The sequence below is a fragment of the Sorangium sp. So ce362 genome (assembly GCF_051519845.1).
In the GTDB taxonomy this organism is placed as follows: Bacteria; Myxococcota_A; Polyangia; order Polyangiales; family Polyangiaceae; genus Sorangium.
This window is the reverse complement of the sequence record NZ_CP150332.1, coordinates 7,355,431-7,372,620: the sequence shown is the minus strand read 5'-3', so window position 1 is coordinate 7,372,620 and position 17,190 is coordinate 7,355,431. Positions and strand designations below refer to the sequence as shown.

The 17,190-nt window shown below is 73.8% G+C and carries 12 protein-coding genes; 6 read left to right on the top strand and 6 right to left on the bottom strand.

All coding sequences use genetic code 11. The features are described from left to right. Positions 1-217: 217 nt before the first annotated feature. The gene (locus tag WMF17_RS28030) at positions 218-2,227 is read right to left on the bottom strand and encodes a hypothetical protein (RefSeq protein ID WP_437644155.1); all 2,010 of its coding nucleotides are present in this window, start codon (positions 2,225-2,227) and stop codon (positions 218-220) included. A 361-nt stretch (positions 2,228-2,588) separates the two neighbouring features. Between WMF17_RS28030 and WMF17_RS28025 the strand changes: the two genes are divergently transcribed. The 5 genes from WMF17_RS28025 (at position 2,589) to WMF17_RS28005 (ending at position 8,446) form a co-directional block, all read left to right on the top strand. Next, a complete protein-coding gene (locus tag WMF17_RS28025; RefSeq protein ID WP_437644154.1) occupies positions 2,589-3,452 on the top strand; it encodes an alpha/beta fold hydrolase in 864 nt (287 codons plus the stop codon). A 57-nt stretch (positions 3,453-3,509) separates the two neighbouring features. Continuing rightward, on the top strand, positions 3,510-5,090 hold the full coding sequence (locus WMF17_RS28020; protein ID WP_437644153.1) for an NfeD family protein: 1,581 nt from the start codon (positions 3,510-3,512) through the stop codon (positions 5,088-5,090). Continuing rightward, positions 5,087-5,560 (top strand): NfeD family protein, encoded by a 474-nt coding sequence (locus tag WMF17_RS28015; RefSeq protein WP_437596223.1) that lies wholly within the window; start codon positions 5,087-5,089, stop codon positions 5,558-5,560. Before WMF17_RS28020 ends, WMF17_RS28015 begins: the two co-directional genes overlap by 4 nt. Positions 5,561-5,611: 51 nt before the next feature. Then, positions 5,612-6,604, top strand: coding sequence for a flotillin-like protein FloA (gene floA / locus WMF17_RS28010; RefSeq protein WP_437494947.1), 993 nt, complete (start codon positions 5,612-5,614; stop codon positions 6,602-6,604). A 177-nt stretch (positions 6,605-6,781) separates the two neighbouring features. Next, a complete protein-coding gene (locus WMF17_RS28005; protein WP_437644152.1) occupies positions 6,782-8,446 on the top strand; it encodes a hypothetical protein in 1,665 nt (554 codons plus the stop codon). Between the two features lie 191 nt (positions 8,447-8,637). On the opposite strand, the gene WMF17_RS28000 is transcribed toward WMF17_RS28005, so the two are convergent. Together WMF17_RS28000 and WMF17_RS27995 are read right to left on the bottom strand one after the other, a co-directional pair. Then, positions 8,638-9,555 carry a fatty acid desaturase gene (locus WMF17_RS28000; protein ID WP_437596221.1) on the bottom strand — a complete coding sequence of 306 codons (918 nt, stop codon included), beginning with the start codon at positions 9,553-9,555 and terminating at the stop codon, positions 8,638-8,640. A 685-nt stretch (positions 9,556-10,240) separates the two neighbouring features. Further along, positions 10,241-11,176, bottom strand: coding sequence for an FAD-dependent oxidoreductase (locus WMF17_RS27995; RefSeq protein ID WP_437644151.1), 936 nt, complete (start codon positions 11,174-11,176; stop codon positions 10,241-10,243). A gap of 261 nt (positions 11,177-11,437) precedes the next feature. On the opposite strand from WMF17_RS27995, the gene bluB reads away from it, so the two are divergent. Continuing rightward, positions 11,438-12,112, top strand: coding sequence for a 5,6-dimethylbenzimidazole synthase (gene bluB, locus WMF17_RS27990; protein WP_437596219.1), 675 nt, complete (start codon positions 11,438-11,440; stop codon positions 12,110-12,112). Positions 12,113-12,191: 79 nt separating this feature from the next. Here bluB and WMF17_RS27985 read toward each other — a convergent pair whose 3' ends face one another. From WMF17_RS27985 to WMF17_RS27975, 3 genes are all read right to left on the bottom strand, one after another. Further along, entirely contained in the window at positions 12,192-13,529 is a 1,338-nt protein-coding gene (locus tag WMF17_RS27985; protein WP_437644150.1) for a formylglycine-generating enzyme family protein, read from the bottom strand. An 89-nt stretch (positions 13,530-13,618) separates the two neighbouring features. Beyond that, entirely contained in the window at positions 13,619-15,520 is a 1,902-nt protein-coding gene (ilvD, locus tag WMF17_RS27980; protein ID WP_437596217.1) for a dihydroxy-acid dehydratase, read from the bottom strand. Positions 15,521-15,575: 55 nt separating this feature from the next. Beyond that, positions 15,576-17,189 carry a cytochrome c/ABC transporter substrate-binding protein gene (locus tag WMF17_RS27975; protein ID WP_437644149.1) on the bottom strand — a complete coding sequence of 538 codons (1,614 nt, stop codon included), beginning with the start codon at positions 17,187-17,189 and terminating at the stop codon, positions 15,576-15,578. Position 17,190 lies beyond the last annotated feature (1 nt).

The window sequence follows — 17,190 nt, the reverse complement described above, 5'->3', positions numbered from 1 at the left end:
GGGCGAAATATCCGGACACGCGGAACCCTAGCGCAGGACGGACGAACAACGAAGTCACAAAGCAGGAACAGTCCAGCGCTCGTGAGACGGCGTCACGCGTCGCGCCAACCATCGATGAGCGCTGAATCCCGACCTCGACCGCCTCGGGCTGCGTAAAGGTGCCTCGATGTCGCGGCTCAGGCGCGCGGGTCGCTCCGAGGGCCCGGGCGGCGCGTTCTCACCGCGGGACAGCCGCTGTGGCGGGGCGAGGCGAGTCCTCGCGATGCGAGGTGCCCGTGAGGACGCTCGTTACGCTCATCTGATCGGCGCGGTCGCCCGTCGCGTCGACGAGCGCGAGCGCCCTCGTGTAGTCGAGCGCCGCTCCGGCGGTGTCGCCCTGCTCGCAGCGCAGGTCGGCGCGCGCCCTGAGCACGGCCGCCTGGCCAGCGCCGTCCCCGAGCGCTTCGAAGAGCCGGAGCGCATCCTCGTAGTCGCGCTGCGCGCCCGGGAGCGCGCCCCGCTGGCGGCGCAGGTCGCCGCGGACCTTGAGCGCGGCGGCCTCGCCCGGGCGATCGCCGCTGTCTCGGTACAGCAGGATCGCATTGCCGTAGTCGCGCGCCGCGAGCGCCGTCTGGTGCTCTCGCAGGCGCAGGTCGCCGCGGGCCTGCCACGTGCGCGCGTGGGCCTGCTCGCACCCGAGCGCACGGAGGAGCTCGGCCTGCGGGAGGATCTCGCGCGCGGCGCGGCCGCTCGCCCCGCGGCGCTCATCGACGCCGCTCGGGGGCGCGCGGAGCTGGCTGAGGACGCGCTCCTCCACGCCCTCGAGGATGTAGAGCGCCCGGTCGTAGTCGCGCGCCGCGCCCGCGAGATCCCCCTGCCGGAGGCACAGATCGCCGCGCGCCTTCAGCACGTTGGCCTCGCCCGGGCGATCGCGGCAGGTCCTGAGGAGCATGAGCGCGCAGCCGTAGTCGCTCGCGGCGCCCTGCGCGTCGTCCTGGTCGAGCCGGAGGTTGCCGCGCGCGAGCAGCCCCATCGCCTCTCCGGTCCGGTCGGCCGCCGTCTTGAAGAGCGAGAGCGCCCGCTCCTCGTCGCGCAAGGAGGCCGCGAGATCCCCCTGCCGCCGGTACAGGTCGCCGCGGAGCAGGAGCGCCGTCGCCTGCCCGCGCCCGTCCCCGGCCGCCTCGAACGCGGCGAGCGCCTCGCCGCAGTCCGCCGCGGCGTCCTCGAGCGCGCCCTCGCGGAGGCGCAGGGCGCCGCGCGCGAGGAGCTCCTTCGCGCCGCGGAGGGCGTCGTCCTCGACCGGCGCGCTCCGCGCCGCGGCGCGCTGCGCGTTCGCGCGCACCGCCCTGCGAAGGACGTCGCGGTGGCCCGGGCGGCCGCGCTCGCGGGCGGCCGGCGTGGCCCGGAGCGTCCCGAAGGTGCCCCGCCGCTTGCTCGCGAGCTCCGCGCGCCGCGCGCCCTCGATCGCCGCGAGCGCGCGCTCGCGCAGCTCGGGGAGCGCGTCGCCGCAGAGGCGCGCCGCCTCGTCGAGCAACCGCTGCTGGACCTCGGACGTGAGCCCGAGATCGAGCACCGTGCAGGCGTCGACGAGCGCCCGCGCCAGCACGTCGGCGCCGCGCGCGCCGTCCCGGAACGCGGCGATGTCGAGGGCCTCGAAGAGCTCGCCGGCGATGCGCCGGCGCATCGCCGCCTCGGGTCGCCCCTCGGCCGCGGCCGTCCAGAAGAGGAGCGCCTGCATCGCGTCCGCCACCCCGCGGTGCAGCGCGTCCCAGCGCTCGGCGTCGCCGACCACCTCCTTTCGGGCCACGGCGCGCACGAGCGGCGTCACCCGGTAGGTCTGCGTGGCCTGATCGAGCGACACGAGCCGGCCATGCACGAGCAGCTGGAGCGGCCGCGCGGCGGAAGGCGCGGGCTTCCCCGCCGCGGCGGCGACCACCTCGAGCGGAACCCCCGCCGCGGGCAGCGCGGCGAGCGCTTGCACAACGCCGCGCGCCTCCTGGCCGAGGGACTCCAGCGCGTCACCGAAGACCACAGCCAGGATCTCGTCCCCGGGCCCTTCTGGATCCAGATACGTCGCATTTTTCCGCAGGTACGCCTCGGTCGACATCCCCGTTCGTCGCAGCGTGGCGGCGGCGATCTCGACCGCGGCGGGCAGATACCCGAGCGCAGCGACGAGCGCATACGCCCACTGGACCTCTGCCGCGGGCGGCGCTTCCGTCCCCCATGCACCCTGAGAGAGGGCGGACATCGCAGCGGAGACCGAGAGCACCGAGACCCTGAGCTCAGCTGTCTTCCGATCTCCGGACGTGGAGCGGAACCTCAACATTTCGCCTCTATCATTCCAGAAGAGCTGGTTGTCCGAGCAGGCGCCGGCGGGCTCTCGGCCCGTGACGACACGCCTGCTGGCTCCCATGAGCCTGGAGATTGCTGCTGTTGCGAAGAGCTTAGCGCGGCGCGGGACGGGCTCAACGACCTTCCAGGTTTTCGCGCGTGGTGGCTCGCGCCGCGCGCTCCGTGTCGCGACTTCGCACCGGCGCCGCGCCCGCGCTGGCACACGCCCGGCATCGGCTTGCCCCTCCATGGGCCAGCGTGTTCGACGACATGGAAAGGTGGAACCGTGCGCTGGACGCTCGCTCGGCGCCACCGGGTTGTCTGTCCCGCGGCGGGATCGAAGAGAGAAGAGCCCACGCATCTCCGCGGATCCTGCGGCGAAGCGAGCGGCGCGGGAGGAGACCCGCGGGCGGGAGATCCGGGTCGGGGACGAGATCGTCTATGTGACCGAGACGGGCGCCGGGACGCCGGTGGTGCTTCTGCCCAGCATGCTGGTCAGCGGCATGACCTACCGGTCCACGGTGGACGCGATCGCGCGGCGCGCCCGGGTGATCGTCGTGGAGCTGCCCGGCTCGGGCCGCGGCTCGCGGCTGCGCGCGCCGTGGACGATGGAACGGTACGCGCGCTGCGTCGCCGACACGCTGCGGGCTTTGCAGCTCGAGCGCGTCACGCTGATCGGCCACTCGCTCTCGGGCGCGGCGGCGCTGGTCACCGGCGCCCTGTACCCCGAGCGGCTATCGGGGCTCGTGCTTGCCGATTCCGTCGGAGTCAACCCGCCTGGCTCGATCCTGGCGCTCGCCCTCTGGCGCGCGACCGACACGCTGTTCGTGCCGCGCTTCTCCGTGCCGGCGGCGCCCGCTTTCCTCCACAACCTGCTCTGCCACACGCGGAGCGCGCTGAGCCTCCTGCGGATCGCCGCGACGGCGGACCTGAGCGGCTACGCCGCGCGCGTGCGCGTGAGGACGCTGCTGGCCTGGGGCGCGCGCGACCTCACGGTGCCGCTCGGCTCGGCGCTCGCCATCCAGCGCCTGATCCCGGACTCGACCCTTGTTGTCTCCGCGAAGGGGAGCCACGACTGGATCGTGGGGCGACCAGCGGAGTTCGCGGACGTGGTCGCGAGGTTCATGGCGCGCGGCGGCTGAGCATGGGGGTATCGTGGCGCGCCGGCGTGCGCTACCATCGTCCCGACGTTCTTTGGCGTGAACCTCGGGTGCGCGGCGAGCGCCGCGCCGCCGTCGAAGGGGGTGGGCTTGACTGGTTTGTGGCGCCTGCTGGAACAGGCCGCGCGGCGGGGGCGGCTCGCGATCCCGCTCCTCGCGTTGCTCGCGACGATGGCCCTGTGTCGCCCCGCGCGCGGCGATGCGGCGCCCGCGCCCGCCGCGGGGGCCGCCGGTGGGGCGGGAGCGACCGGCGCCCCCGCGCCGCCGGGGCCGCGGCCGTTGCCGCCGATCCCCGGCGAGGGGAAGGTCACCGTGGTCGCGATCGCCGGCGCGATCGACCTCGGCCTCTCGCCGTTCCTGGAGCGCGTGGTCGCCGCCCAGGGGGAGGGCGATCTCCTCGTGCTCGACATCAGCACGCTCGGCGGGCGCATCGACGCCGCGCTCGCCATCCGGGACGCGCTGCTCCGGGCCCGCGCCCGCACCGTGTGCTGGGTCAACCCGCGCGCGATCTCGGCCGGCGCGCTCATCTCGTTCGCCTGCGACGTCATCGCGGTGGCCCCAGGCGCGACGCTCGGGGCGGCGACGCCGGTGCAGCTCGGCGAGGGCGGGGAGATGAAGCCCGTCGCCGAGAAGGTCGTGTCGTACATGCGCAAGGAGATGCGCGCGACCGCGGAGGCGAAGGGGCGGCGCGGCGACATCGCCGAGGCCATGGTCGACGCCGACGCGGAGGTCCCCGGGCTCGACGAGAAGGGGAAGCTGCTCACGCTCGACGGCGCGCAGGCGCTCGCGTGGGGCGTCGCCGAGGTGCAGGCCGGCAGCGAGGCGGAGCTCTTCGGCGCCCTGGGCCGCCCGTCGCCCGGCGAGATCGCGCGCCCGCGCCCCAGCTTCGCCGAAGAGCTCGCGCGCTTCCTCTCCGATCCGACGCTCTCCGGGATCCTCATGACCCTCGGGATGCTCGGCATCCTCCTCGAGCTCTACGCGCCGGGGCACGGCGTCTCGCTCGTCGTCGGGCTCTCGTGCCTCGCGCTGTTCTTCTTCGGGCACCACGTCGTGAAGCTCGCCGGCTGGGAGGAGATCGCGCTCTTCGTCGCCGGCGCGATCCTCATCGCGGTGGAGATCCTCGCCCCGGGGCACGTCGTGCCCGGCGTCGTGGGCGCAGGGTGCGTGGCGCTCGCCCTCCTCCTCGCGCTCCTCGATCTCGAGCGCGTGCCGATCGACGTCGCGTGGCACGCCGGCTGGCTGCCGCGCGCGCTCGCCACGGCGAGCGTCTCCCTCGCCGCGACGGCGGTGCTCGCCGTGGTCGCCGCCCGCGTCGCGCCGAGGACGCGGCTCGGGCGGCGCCTCGTCCTGGACACGGCGATCCGCGCCGTCGCCACCGAGGGACCTTCCGGGAGCGCGGCGGCGCCCGCGTCGCTCGCGTCGGCTGTGGGCAGGGTCGTCACGGCCGACACCGATCTGCGCCCCTCGGGCAAGGTCTCGCTCGACGGTCGGCGCGTGGAGGCGCTCTCGGAGCTCGGTTACGTCGAGGCGGGCGCCCGCGTCCGCGTGATCCGGGCGGACGCGGGCCGGCTCGTCGTGCGGGCGATCGCGGGCGGCTCGGGCGAGGAGGCCGGCGCGTGACGCCGGCGCTGCTCGTCGTCGCCTTGCTCGTGGCGGGCCTCGTGCTGCTCGCCATCGAGGTGCTCGTCCTGCCCGGCATCGGCCTCGTCGGGGTCCTCGGCGGCGCCGCGGTGCTCGGGGCGGTCGCGCTCGCGTGGGCGGCCCTCGGGACCGGCTACGGCCTGCTCGCGCTCGGCGCGGGCGTCTGCGCGACGGGGCTCCTGTTCTGGGCCGTCCCGAGGACCCGGGTGGGCCGCAGGATGGTGCTGCTCGAGACCCACCAGGGCGGGCGCGGCCCGGACGCGCGGCTCGCCGCGCTGATCGGCAAGGAGGGCAGGGCGCTCACGCCGCTGCGCCCCGCCGGTACGGTCGAGATCGAGGATCGCGCGGTCGATGTCATGACCGACGGCCTCTACGTGGAGGCCGGCACGCCGGTGCGTGTCGCGAGCGTGGAGGGGAATCGGGTCGTCGTCGAGCCGCAGGAGCCCTAGGGCGCGCGCGAGAGGCGGCCCTTCACGGACAGGACGGGTTGAAGAGTGGATATGGAGATCATCTCGGTCATCGTGATCGGCGGGCTCGTGCTCGTCGCCATCGTCGCGACGCTGTACATGATACCGCTCCGGCTGTGGATCGCCGCGCAGGCGTCGGGCGCCGCGGTCTCGATGCTGACGCTCATCGCGATGCGCCTGCGCCGGGTGCCGCCCGATCAGATCGTCAACGCGCGGATCAGCGCCGTGAAGGCCGGCCTCGAGGGGGTGTCGATCGACATGCTCGAGGCGCACTACCTGGCCCGCGGGCGGGTGGAGGCGGTCGTCTACGCGCTCATCTCGGCGGGCAAGGCGGGGATAGCGCTCGATTTCTCGCGCGCGGCGGCGATCGACCTCGCCGGCCGCAACGTGCTCGAGGCGGTGGCGATGTCGGTGAACCCGCGGGTCATCGAGACCCCGAAGGTCTCGGCGGTGGCCAAGGACGGCATCCAGCTCCTCGCGATCGCGCGCGTGACGGTGCGCGCCAACATCGATCGCCTCGTCGGCGGCGCGGGCGAGCAGACGGTGCTCGCCCGCGTCGGCGAGGGCGTGGTCTCGACCATCGGCTCGGCCAACGACTACAAGCACGTCCTCGAGAACCCCGACACCATCTCGAAGAACGTGCTCAAGAAGGGGCTCGACGCGGGGACGGCGTTCGAGATCCTCTCGATCGACATCGCTGACGTGGACGTGGGCTCCAACATCGGCGCGAAGCTCCAGACGGAGCAGGCCGAGGCGGACAAGCAGGTCGCGCAGGCCCGGGCGGAGTCGCGCCGCGCGCTGGCGGTGGCGCAGGAGCAGGAGATGAAGGCCAGGACGCAGGAGATGCGGGCGAAGCTCGTCGAGGCGGAGTCGATGATCCCGCTCGCCGTCGCGGAGGCGCTCCGCACGGGCAAGCTCGGCGTCATGGATTACTACAACATGCGCAACGTCATCGCGGACACCGAGATGCGCCAGGGCATCGCCGGCACCGCGGGGGGCAAGCCCGACCCCGTCGGGGAGTCGTGAGATGCCGCCGCGGGACGCTGCGAGCCCGCTCCTCGCGTGGCTCGGCCGCCGCGAGGGGCTCGTGCGGCGCTTCGTGCTGGCCGAGGTGCTCGGCCCGGCGCGCGCGCTGTCGCCGCATGCGACCGCGCTCGGGCGGCCGGTCGGCTGGCAACATCCCGAGGACGCTGGACGGGCGCCATGGATGACCTCGAGCGGTACGTCGGCTACCTCATCGCGGCGGCGTGGCTGATCATCCAGGCCGCGATCAAGATCGGCAGCCGGCGCGCGGAGCGCGCCGCGCGCGCCGAAGCGCTCCGCGAGGCCGCGGCCGCGGCCGCGGTCGAGGCGCGGCGCGGTACGCTGCCAGCGAGCGCGGACGAGCCGCAGGGCGACGCGCCGCTCGCCGGGGCCGCGCGGCGGAGCGCGGCGCCGCGGGCGGCGGTGCCGTTCGGTGCCCCGCTGGCGCCCGATGCAGCCCGGCTGCGCGCGGCGCTGTCGCGGCTCGCCGAGCTCGATCGGAGCGCCGCCGCGCTCGGCGAGGCGGTGCGCCACGAGCGCGCGAACCGGCGCTTCGCGGACGTGCTCACCACGTTCGTCCCGCGCGAGATCGCGCGGCTGCGCGCGGCCGTCGACGCGGGCCTAGGAGCGCGCGAGGTGGAGGCCGCGGCGGATGACATCGAGCTCGTGGTGAGCGAGATCGCGGTGCTCGCGCGGCAGCGCCGCGACCCCTCGCTCCTGCCCGAGCTCGGCGACGCGGACGCCCTCGCCGACGCCTGCTACGCCCCGGTGATCGCGTTCGCGCGGGCGGAGGGGTTGCCGCTCCGGAGCGGATTGCCGGCCACGCAGCTCACGCGCTTCGAGCTCTCCATCTGGACGGGCTTCATCCCGACGTCGATCGCGCCCATCTTCCTCCCCGCCGACTTCTTCTCGACGCCGCTGCGCTGGCCGGCGCTCGCGCACGAGATAGGCCATGATTTCCTGGCGTCGATCGACGGCCTGGAGCCGGCCCTGCGCCGCGAGCTCGGCCTGCCCGACCGGAGCGAGCGAGCGCGCCCGCTCGCCCTGGACGACGATCGCGCCGGGCCTTCCGAGCTCGGGCGGGTGTTCGGCGCGTGGTTCGAGGAGATCTTCTGCGACGTCTTCGGAACGCTCATGTTCGGCCCCGCCTACGTGCTCACGATGAGCGAGCTGTTCTTCGAGGAGGACTATCCGTACGCGTCGCTCGCGATCCAGACCAACGCGGGCGGCGCGCGCTATGACGAGCACCCTCCGCCGCACCTGCGGGTGCTCATCGGGTGCATGGTCCTCGATCGGGCCGGGCTCGGCGATGCCGCGGGCGCGCTGAGGGAGGCGTGGGCGCGCCGCCACGCCGAGGTGGACCTCGACGAGCTGCTCTTGCCCGCGGGGAGCGCGTGGCACGCGTTTCCGCTGTCGCCCTTCACCGAGATGGCCGAGCGGCTCGTGGAGCGCCTCTATGCCGGACCGCTCGTGGCCCTGTCGGGCTTCGGTCTGCAGGACATCAGCGGGCTCGGCTACGGCCCGCACGCGCACCAGGAGGGCCTGCGCGCGCGCGACGCGCTGCTCGCCGGCCGGGTCCCCGCGGTCCGCGACGCGCGGGCGCTCCTCGCGGGCGCGGTGCAGGCGGCGCACCAGGCGCCCGAGAGGGCGCTGCTGATCTTGACCCGGGCGCGCGCCGCGATCCCGGCGCTCGGCACGAGCGAGCGGCGTCCCGACGCGTTCGCGCCGGCCCCCGGCGCGTTCAGGGTCGCGCTCGACCGCCGCGCCGTGACAGAGGCGCTGCTCTTCCGGGAGGCATTGCTGCCACCGAGAGCGCTGCGTGCGCGCCGCCGGGCGCGCATATAGGCCGCGCTCGGAAGAGGCATATAGGCCGCGCTCGGAAGAGAATGAGTCGAGCTGCCAGGTCGTCCTCGGACGGGAAAGAGTCGAGACGCCGGTACGCGGAGGACGCCTGGGAGAAGATAGATGAGAGAGGCGGAATTTTCTCTCTCTTTGTGTCTTGGCGGTCCGCGGTCACGCTTGCCGCGCCGCGCGGATCAGAGGGCGTCGAGCTCGGCCGCCCCCTGCACGGAGTGGACGGTGTGGATCGTGGGCGCCCGCGGCGCGGCGAGGCTGCCTGCCGCGATCAGGGGCAAGGGCGCGCGGGGCGGGGCGAGGCTCTCCGACTGGAGCTTCATGAGCTCCTCGCGCTGGTACTTCCACACGGTCCGGTAGCGGAAGAACGGCACCGCCGGGTAGAGGTGATGGATCAGGTGATACGTCTGCCCGAAGAGCAGCACGTTGAAGAGCGCGCTGTCGATCGCGCGCGTCGCGCGATACCGGTTCTGCGCTGCCGTGACGCCGTGAGGGTAGTGAGGCAGGTAGTCGAAGGCGAACGCGAGGAAGAAGATCGCCATCCGCGCCGGCACGATCCAGTAGAGGAGCGCGAGCTCGCCGTAGCCGAGCCCGAAGGCCAGCGCCACGAGCGCGAGCATCGCCGCGAGCGTCGCGATCGTCTCGATCCGCTCGCTGCGCTTCTGCGCGCGGTACGAGCGCAGGAACAGGTAGTAGTAGTGGAGGTCCTGCGTCGCCCAGCGGAGCGGGAGGAGATACCACGGGCCGCGCCCGCTCCAGTGGTCGGGATCCCGGTCCTCCTCGTTCGTGTGCTTGTGATGCTCGATGTGGAAGTGACGCACCGCCAGGAACGGCGCCATGAGCAGCAGCCCCGACAGCCGTCCGACCACGCCGTTCAGCAGCGCGGAGCGCGCCAGCGACCGGTGCGCGGCCTCGTGCATCGGCGTGAACGCGGCATACGCGGCCACCGCCGCCCCGAGCACCGCCGGCGCCGCCGACACCCAGCCCGTGACGCCGGCGTAGACCGCCGCCGCCCAGAGGGCACACGACCCCGCGAAGAGCGCGAGCGTCGGCCACTCGATCGGCCGGGTCTGCAGCAGGCCGCTCGCCAGCGGCAGCACGCTCCAGATCGCGGGCCGCCCGGACGGCCTCCCTGAAGGCCGCCCTGACGATCGCCCCGAAGGCCGTCCCGAGGGCCGGCTGGAACGAGGCTCGTCGTTGTTCATCGTGAAACTGCAGGCCGCTGGCCGCCCCGATGGACGACTGAGTCGATTCTCGTCGTTGTTCATGGCGTTCAACACTCCCGGGGGAAGCTTCGGATCTTCACTCTTGTGACAGCGGACGATGGACGCCGGATCGAGCGCAAGCGAACGTTCGACCACTCGGGACCGCGCTCCAGGGATCGCACCGAGAGGTCGTCAGCGGCCGGCGATCTCCAGAGCGAGGTCCTCCACGGCCATTCTCTCGAATGAACAGGGAGCGCCATGGGCGTTTCCGCTGCGAGAGAAGGCGGGAGTTGCTCGCAGACGAGCACGAATCCAATCTAGCAGCCTCGCAACAGGAGCACAACGAGACTTTCGGAGCAATGCGTTGGGCTTCTGGTTGGCTGGATTCCAGAAGCGGACTCTTCTGCTGGGCGGCTTTCACAGAGGTCGCGGTGGCCGTGGTTCTCGCCGCCGTTGTGGCTGGCCACGTGAGCGGAGCGCGCGGCTTGGCTGCCTGTGCGGAGCCGGCCCGGAGGCGTGGCGCTGAGCATGCCGACACCGTCGAAAACGTGCAGGGGAGCCGTTTGTTTCGCTTTTCCTTCTAGACGTGCCGCAGCATCGCGCTCACCTCGCTGGCACAACCCCACGCCAGCGTGTACCCCGCGCCACCGTGGCCGTAATTGTGGATCACGCGGCCTTCGCGCTCGAGCCGCACGGCGCTCCGATACGGGCGCAGGCCGGCGCGCGCTCCGAGCAAGCGGCCTGGTCGAAGACCGGCCGCGCGCACCCGCTGGAGCATTGCGTCAGTACGCTCGGGGTCGGGCGTCAGCGGGCGGTCGTCGGGGGACGGAATGACACAGCCGCCAATCACGATCTCGCGACGCCGCGGGACGACATAGACGAGCGCGGATTCGTCCCTTTCGTCACCCAGTGCGACATCTAGGGGGATCTCGCCTGGCTCGACGAGGGCTACCTGGCCGTAAAGGGCGAGGAGCTCGCCGTCGCCGGTGAGGGCGCGCGCCCCGAGCCCGGTGCAATTCACGACGTCGTCGCCCTCGACCTCGGCGAGCGATTGCACGCGCTCGATGCGCACCGGGCTGTGGAGCTGCGACTCCAGCCAGGGCAGGTGCAGCGACGGCTCGATGCGCGGCGCCGTGAACCGGAAGCTGTACGGCGCGCCCAGCGGGTGCGGCCCAGGCTCGAGCGCGAGGTCCGGGGCGCTCGGGGCCCACCAGGGCAGCTGCGTGCGGTCCGACGCCTCGCGCGTGGTCAGGAGATCCACGCCCGCCTCGGGGTGCTCCCCTGCGATGCGCGTGAGCTCATCGAGGCTCGCCCGCGACCAGGCGTTGACGCGCTCGGGCGGGTCCGCCGCGAACGGGTGCCACAGCGCGGCCGCGACAGCGGACGTCGTGCGCTCGCCGCGCTCCGCCGCGATCACCTGCACGCGGTGCCCGTCGCGCTGGAGGACGACCGCCGTGGTCAACCCGATCACCCCTGCGCCCACGACGGTGATGTGCCGCGCCGGTGCCTGTCTCATCGATGACTCCACGGCCGCGCGCTCTAGCACGCTGCTCCCCTGCGTCGAGATCGCACGCCGCGCCCGGCGATCGAAGCCGAGCGGTCAGCCGTCCCGCGCCGCCGCGCGCCGCGCCCCGGACGGCGCCGCGCGGCCGCGGTGGTCTGCGCCTCGCGCGCGCTGACGCGGCCGCGCACGGACGGTGCTACGCAGTCCCGGTCCGCAGCGCCGGGCTCGCCGCGGTCCCGCGGTCCCGCGGCTCGGCGCGCGGCGCGAGGGACCATGTCGAGCCACCGCTTCAACGATCCGGAGATCGCCGCCGTGTATCGCGCCATCCACGAGCGGCGCGACATGCGCCACTTCCTGCCCGAGCCGGTGGACCCCGACGCGCTCGCCAGGCTGCTCGCGGCCGCGCACGCCGCGCCGAGCGTGGGCATGATGCAGCCCTGGCGGTTCGTGCGGATCACGGCGCCGGAGCTCCGGCGCGACATCCACGCGCTCGTCGAGGCGGAGCGCCTCGCCACGGCGCGCGCGCTCGGGGAGCGCGAGGACGAGTTCATGCGCCTCAAGGTCGAGGGCATCCTGGAGTGCGGCGAGCTGCTCGTCGCCGGCCTCATGGCGGGGCGCGAGGCGCACGTGTTCGGCCGCCGCACGCTGCCCGAGATGGATGTCGCCTCGGTGGCCGCGGCCATCCAGAACCTGTGGCTCGCGGCGCGCGCGGAGGGGCTCGGCGTGGGATGGGTATCGCTCTTCGAGCCGGAAGGGCTGGCCGCGCTGCTCGGCATGCCGCCGGGCAGCAGGCCGCTCGCCATCCTGTGCGTCGGTCACGTGGGGGCGTTCTACGATCGCCCCATGCTCGAGGCGTGCGGCTGGGCAGCGCGGCGCCCGCTCCCGGAGCTCGTCTCCGAGAACGCCTGGCCCGAGGAGGCCGCCGCGGCCGGCGAAAGGGGCCCGTGATCGCGGCGCGCTCGCGCCGGTGGGCGAGGCGAGCGCGGCGGGCGCGCAGGCAGCGAGGCGAGCGCGGCGCTCCGCGGAGCTACAGGTCCCGCGCGCAGCGGGCGCCGATGTTGTTGACCCGGTCGAAGGGGTAGCTGTAATCGCGGTTGCCCGCGCGCAGGTCCGACGCCGGCGCACGGTAGCTCCCGCCGCGCGTGACCCGCGTCGCGTCGCGCTCGCCGTCCACGCGATGCACGCAGTCGATGCACGACGTGGGGAGCGCGTCGCGCCACCAGTCCATCGTCCACTCCCACAGGTTGCCGGCCAGGTCCGAGTGCCCCCATCGCCCGTCTCCGGTCGGCTTCGACCCCACCGGCAGGATGTCGCTCAGCGCGCAATCTCCCGCGGCGCTCCCGTCGCCGGTGCACCCATAGGCGGCGCGCGCGCCGTCGATCCCGGAGCCCCAGGGATACGGCCTTTGCTCGTCGCCCCCAGCGGCCGCGTAGTTCCACTCCGCCTCGGAGGGCAGGCGGCCGCCGTCCCACGAGCAGAACGCGAAGGCCTCGAACCAGGTGATGCAATTGATCGGGAGCTCCTCGTTCGCTCCCGGCTCGTCGGTCCATGTCCACAGGCGATCACCATTGCATTGCAGCGCCGATCTCAGCATCGCGGTGTTCGGCGCGAGCCGCTGGTTCCATCCGGCGATCCACCCGCTGCCGTCGACGTGAGGGTGACGGCCAGCCCCGATCGCGGGCGGGCTCTCCTGCACGCCCCGCCCGGCTTCCACGAACGCCCGGAATCGCCCCACCGTGATCTCGAACCTGTCGAGGCGGAAATCGCTGACGGCCGCAGGGAACGAGTCATCCGTGCTCGATTCACCGTCGTAGCTCATCAGGTACGTGCCGCAGGGGACCAGTCTGTTGCCGCAGCAGCTCGCCTCGCCGGGACCGCAGCTGTCCCCGGCGCCCGGCCCGCCGCCGGCGCAGCTCCGAGGCATCGCCAGCACGTCCGGCGAGCCGCACGTGTTCGGGCAACCCGGCTCCCCGCACTCGCCGCACGCCGTGCCGCCCTCGCACAGGACGCAGGCCCCGGCGCCATCGCACGCGGCGCCGCCGTCCGATCCACAGGGCGTCCGCGCCGGCCGCGGCAGCTCCGCGCACATGCCCTCGCCGCACGCCACCTCGATGCAGGCGCTCTGCGCCGGCGGGCAGTCCTCCACCGGGTCGACGCAGGTGCCCGTCGCGCCGCCGCCGTCACCGCCGCCGCCGCTGCCGGTGGTGCTGCTGCTGGTGCTGGTGCTGCTGACGCCGCCGTCGCCGCCGCTGCCCTCGGACCCACTTCCGCCGCTCCCGGCCCCGTGGTCACCGGAGAAATCACGGATGATCGGGCTGCAACCCGACACGAGAGAGACGGACACGAGGAGCACCAATTGTCTCATGTACGCCATGATACGTCACCCGGCGGGCCGCGTCGTCGCGTCGGTGGTGGATCGACGCGGACGCGGCGACTCGACAGCACCGGGCTCGGCTACTTGCGCTGGGCGGCGGCGTCGCCTGCGCGCCGGCCGGGCTCGATCTGGCTGACGTCGCGGACAGCGCCGTTGGCGGCGCTCGTGGCCATGAGCGCGTAGGCCCGCAGGGCAGGGGAGACCTTCCGGTCACGGTTCGGCTTGAACGCATCGGCGCCCCGCGCCTCGACGGCGCGGCGGCGGCGCTCGAGCTCCGCGTCGCTGACGAGGACATCGATGGTCCGGGCGGGGATGTCGATCCGGATGCGATCGCCCTCCTCGATGAGCCCGATGGTCCCGCCTTCGGCCGCCTCGGGCGAGACGTGCCCGATGCTCAGGCCCGAGGTCCCGCCGCTGAACCGGCCGTCCGTGATGAGGGCGCACGCCTTGCCGAGGCCCTTCCCCTTCAGGAACGACGTCGGATAGAGCATCTCCTGCATGCCGGGGCCGCCCTTCGGGCCCTCGTAGACGATGACGACCACGTCGCCCGAGCCGACCTGGTTGTCCCAGATCGCGTCGCACGCCGCCTCCTGCGACTGGAACACCCGCGCAGGCCCCTCGAACTTCCAGATCTCGGGATCGACGCCCGCGGTCTTCACGATGCAGCCGTCCGCCGCGATGTTGCCGTAGAGCACGGCGAGGCCGCCCTCGCGGCTGTACGCGTGATCGACGTCGCGGATGCACCCCTTCTGGGCGTCGTCGTCGGTGTCGGCGAAGTACTTGTCCTGCGAGAACGCGACCGTGGTCGGGACGCCGCCCGGCGCGGCGAGCGAGCGCTTCTTCGCGGCCGCCGCCGCCGTGGGGCGACGGAGGTCGTTCTCGTCGATCGCCTCGCCCAGCGTGCGCGCGTGCACCGTGCCGACCTGCCGGTGGATGAGCCCCGCGCGGTCGAGCTCCCCGACGATCGTCAGCACGCCGCCCGCGCGGTGCACGTCCTCGACGTGGTAGTGCGACGACGGCGCCACCTTGCAGATGTTGGGCACCTTGCGCGACATCCGGTCGATGTCCGCCATCTTGAAGTCCACCTGCGCCTCGCGGGCGATCGCCAGGAGGTGGAGCACCGTGTTCGTCGAGCCGCCCATCGCGATGTCGAGCGCCATCGCGTTCTCGAACGCCTCGAACGTCGCGATGCTCCGCGGCAGCACCGAGGCGTCCCCGTCGACATAGTACCTCTGCGCGAGCTCGACGACGCGCTTCGACGCCGCCTCGAAGAGCCCCCAGCGCGCCGCGTGCGTCGCGAGCAGCGTGCCGTTGCCGGGCAGCGCCAGCCCGAGCGCCTCGTTGAGGCAGTTCATGCTGTTCGCCGTGAACATGCCGGAGCACGAGCCGCAGGTCGGGCACGCGGACCGCTCCATCGCGGCGAGATCCGCGTCGCTCACCTTCTCGTCGCTCGCGGCGATCATCGGATCGATGAGGTCGAGCTTGCGGACGAGCGGCTTGCCGTCGCGGTCGTGCGTCCCGACGAGCTTGCCCGCCTCCATCGGACCGCCGGAGACGAAGACGGTCGGGACGTTGAGCCGCATGGCCGCGAGCAGCATGCCGGGCGTGATCTTGTCGCAGTTCGAGATGCAGAGCAGCGCGTCGGCGCAGTGCGCATTGACCATGTACTCGACGCTGTCGGCGATGAGCTCCCGGCTCGGCAGCGAGTACAGCATGCCGGCGTGGCCCATCGCGATGCCGTCGTCGATCGCGATCGTGTTGAACTCGACGCCCCACCCGCCCGAGGCGTCGATGACCTTCTTCGCCCGCTGCCCCACGTCGTGGAGGTGGACGTGCCCCGGAACGAACTGCGTGAAGCTGTTGGCAATCGCGACGATCGGCTTCTCGAAGTCCGCGTCCTTCATGCCGGTGGCGCGCCATAGCGCGCGCGCCCCTGCCATGTTGCGTCCCTGGGTGGATGTACGACTGCGGTATCCGGCCATGCCCGGAACCTACTCCGTTCCAGCCTTCGCGCCTAGCCGACAGGCGGCGTCGGCGTCAGGGGACCACCTCGACCCACGCGGACACGGGCGAGACGTCGTTCGACGCCGGATCGACGCCGGTGAGGCTCGCCCCGTACGCGCCGACGCGCCGGTTCCTCCCGAAGGTGATCGCCGGACCGGGGCCGGGATCGAAGCCCCGGAGCCCCTCGAGCGCCGCGACGAGGCCGGGCCGGGTGAGGTGGGCGCCGGCGCGCTTGAGCGCCTCGACGAGGACGCGGGCGGCGGCGTACGCGCTCGCCTGGAAGGCGGTGTGCCGCGGCGGGATGCGGTGGCGCTCGAGGAACGAGGCGAGCGAGAGCAGATCGAGCCGCTCGGCGTCGTCGGCGGGGCTCGCATGGACGAGCAGGAGCCGCGCGGCGGCGGCGAGCCGGAGCGACCCGGGATCGCGCGGCATCAGGAAAGCGGGCGCGTAGAGGGCGGGGCGCGGGCTCGCCGAGGGCGACGGCGCCGCGAGCCACCGGGAGAGCTCGTCTCCCTCGCCGACGAGCAGGACGGCCCGCGGCCGCAGCCGCGCCGCGGCGTCGGTCGCCGCGGCGGCGTCGAAGCGGCCGGGCTCGAAGGGGAGCGAGACAGGGGCAGGGAGGCCGCGCCGCAGCGCCTCGGAGCGCGCCCCGCGGAGGAAGGCGTCCCCGCGCGGGCCCGCCGGATGGACGACGAGCAGGGCCCCGGCGCCGGAGGGCGCAGGGGCGCCGGCGAGGTGCGCGACGGCGACGCGCGCGAGCGTGTCGAGGCCGGGCTGGAGATGGAACACGACGCCATCGCCCGGGTCCGAGGCGGGGAGCCCGGACCCGAGCGGTCCGACGAGCGGCACCTCGTCGGCGGCGAGGCGCGCCGCCGCGTCGCCGTCGCCGCTCCACACGCTGCCGACCAGCGCGAAGACCCGCTGGTCGAGGAGGCGCGAGGTCGCGGCCGCGCCGTCGAGGGTGTCCTCGCTGTCGGCCACAACGAGCTCGAGCCGCCGCCGGAACACGCCGCCCTGCGCGTTCACCTCCGCGAACGCCGCGGCGAGCACGTCGCGGGCCGCGGCGCCCGCCGCCGCGAAGCGCCCGGTGAGCGGGAGCGCGGCGCCGAGCCGGAGCGCCTCCAGCGAGACGCCCGGATCGGCGTCGCGGCCGACGCAGCGCAGGTAAGCGAAGAGATCGTCGAGCTGCGCGCGGTCGAGCCGGTAGCGCGGCATGACGAGGTAAAGGTCCCGCGCCGCCGGCGCCCTCCCGTCGCGAACGGCGGACGCGAGCGTCTCTGCGGTGTAGGCGCCCCCCGCGCGATCGGCCGCGAAGAGCTGCTCGGGGGTGAGCGGCGGCGCCGCGACGCCGCCCTCCGACGTGCCGTCGCCGCTCCGGCCGTGGCAGCCGGCGCACGCCGCCGCCTTGCCGTGCAGCGCGGCGCCGCTCGCGCCGAGGCGCCCCTCGACCGGCTCCCCCGAGGCGAGGGCCCCGTGGTGGAAGATGCGCCTGCCGCGGAGCGCCGCCGGGCTGAGCTCGGCGCACGAGGCCGCGTCGTCGGGGGCGGGCGCGGGCGCGTCGCGGACGGCCGCGGCGCCCTTCAGCGCGGCGGCGAGGCCGAGCGCCGAGAGCGCGGCGGCGAGGGCGCGGCGCCGCCGCTTCGTCACG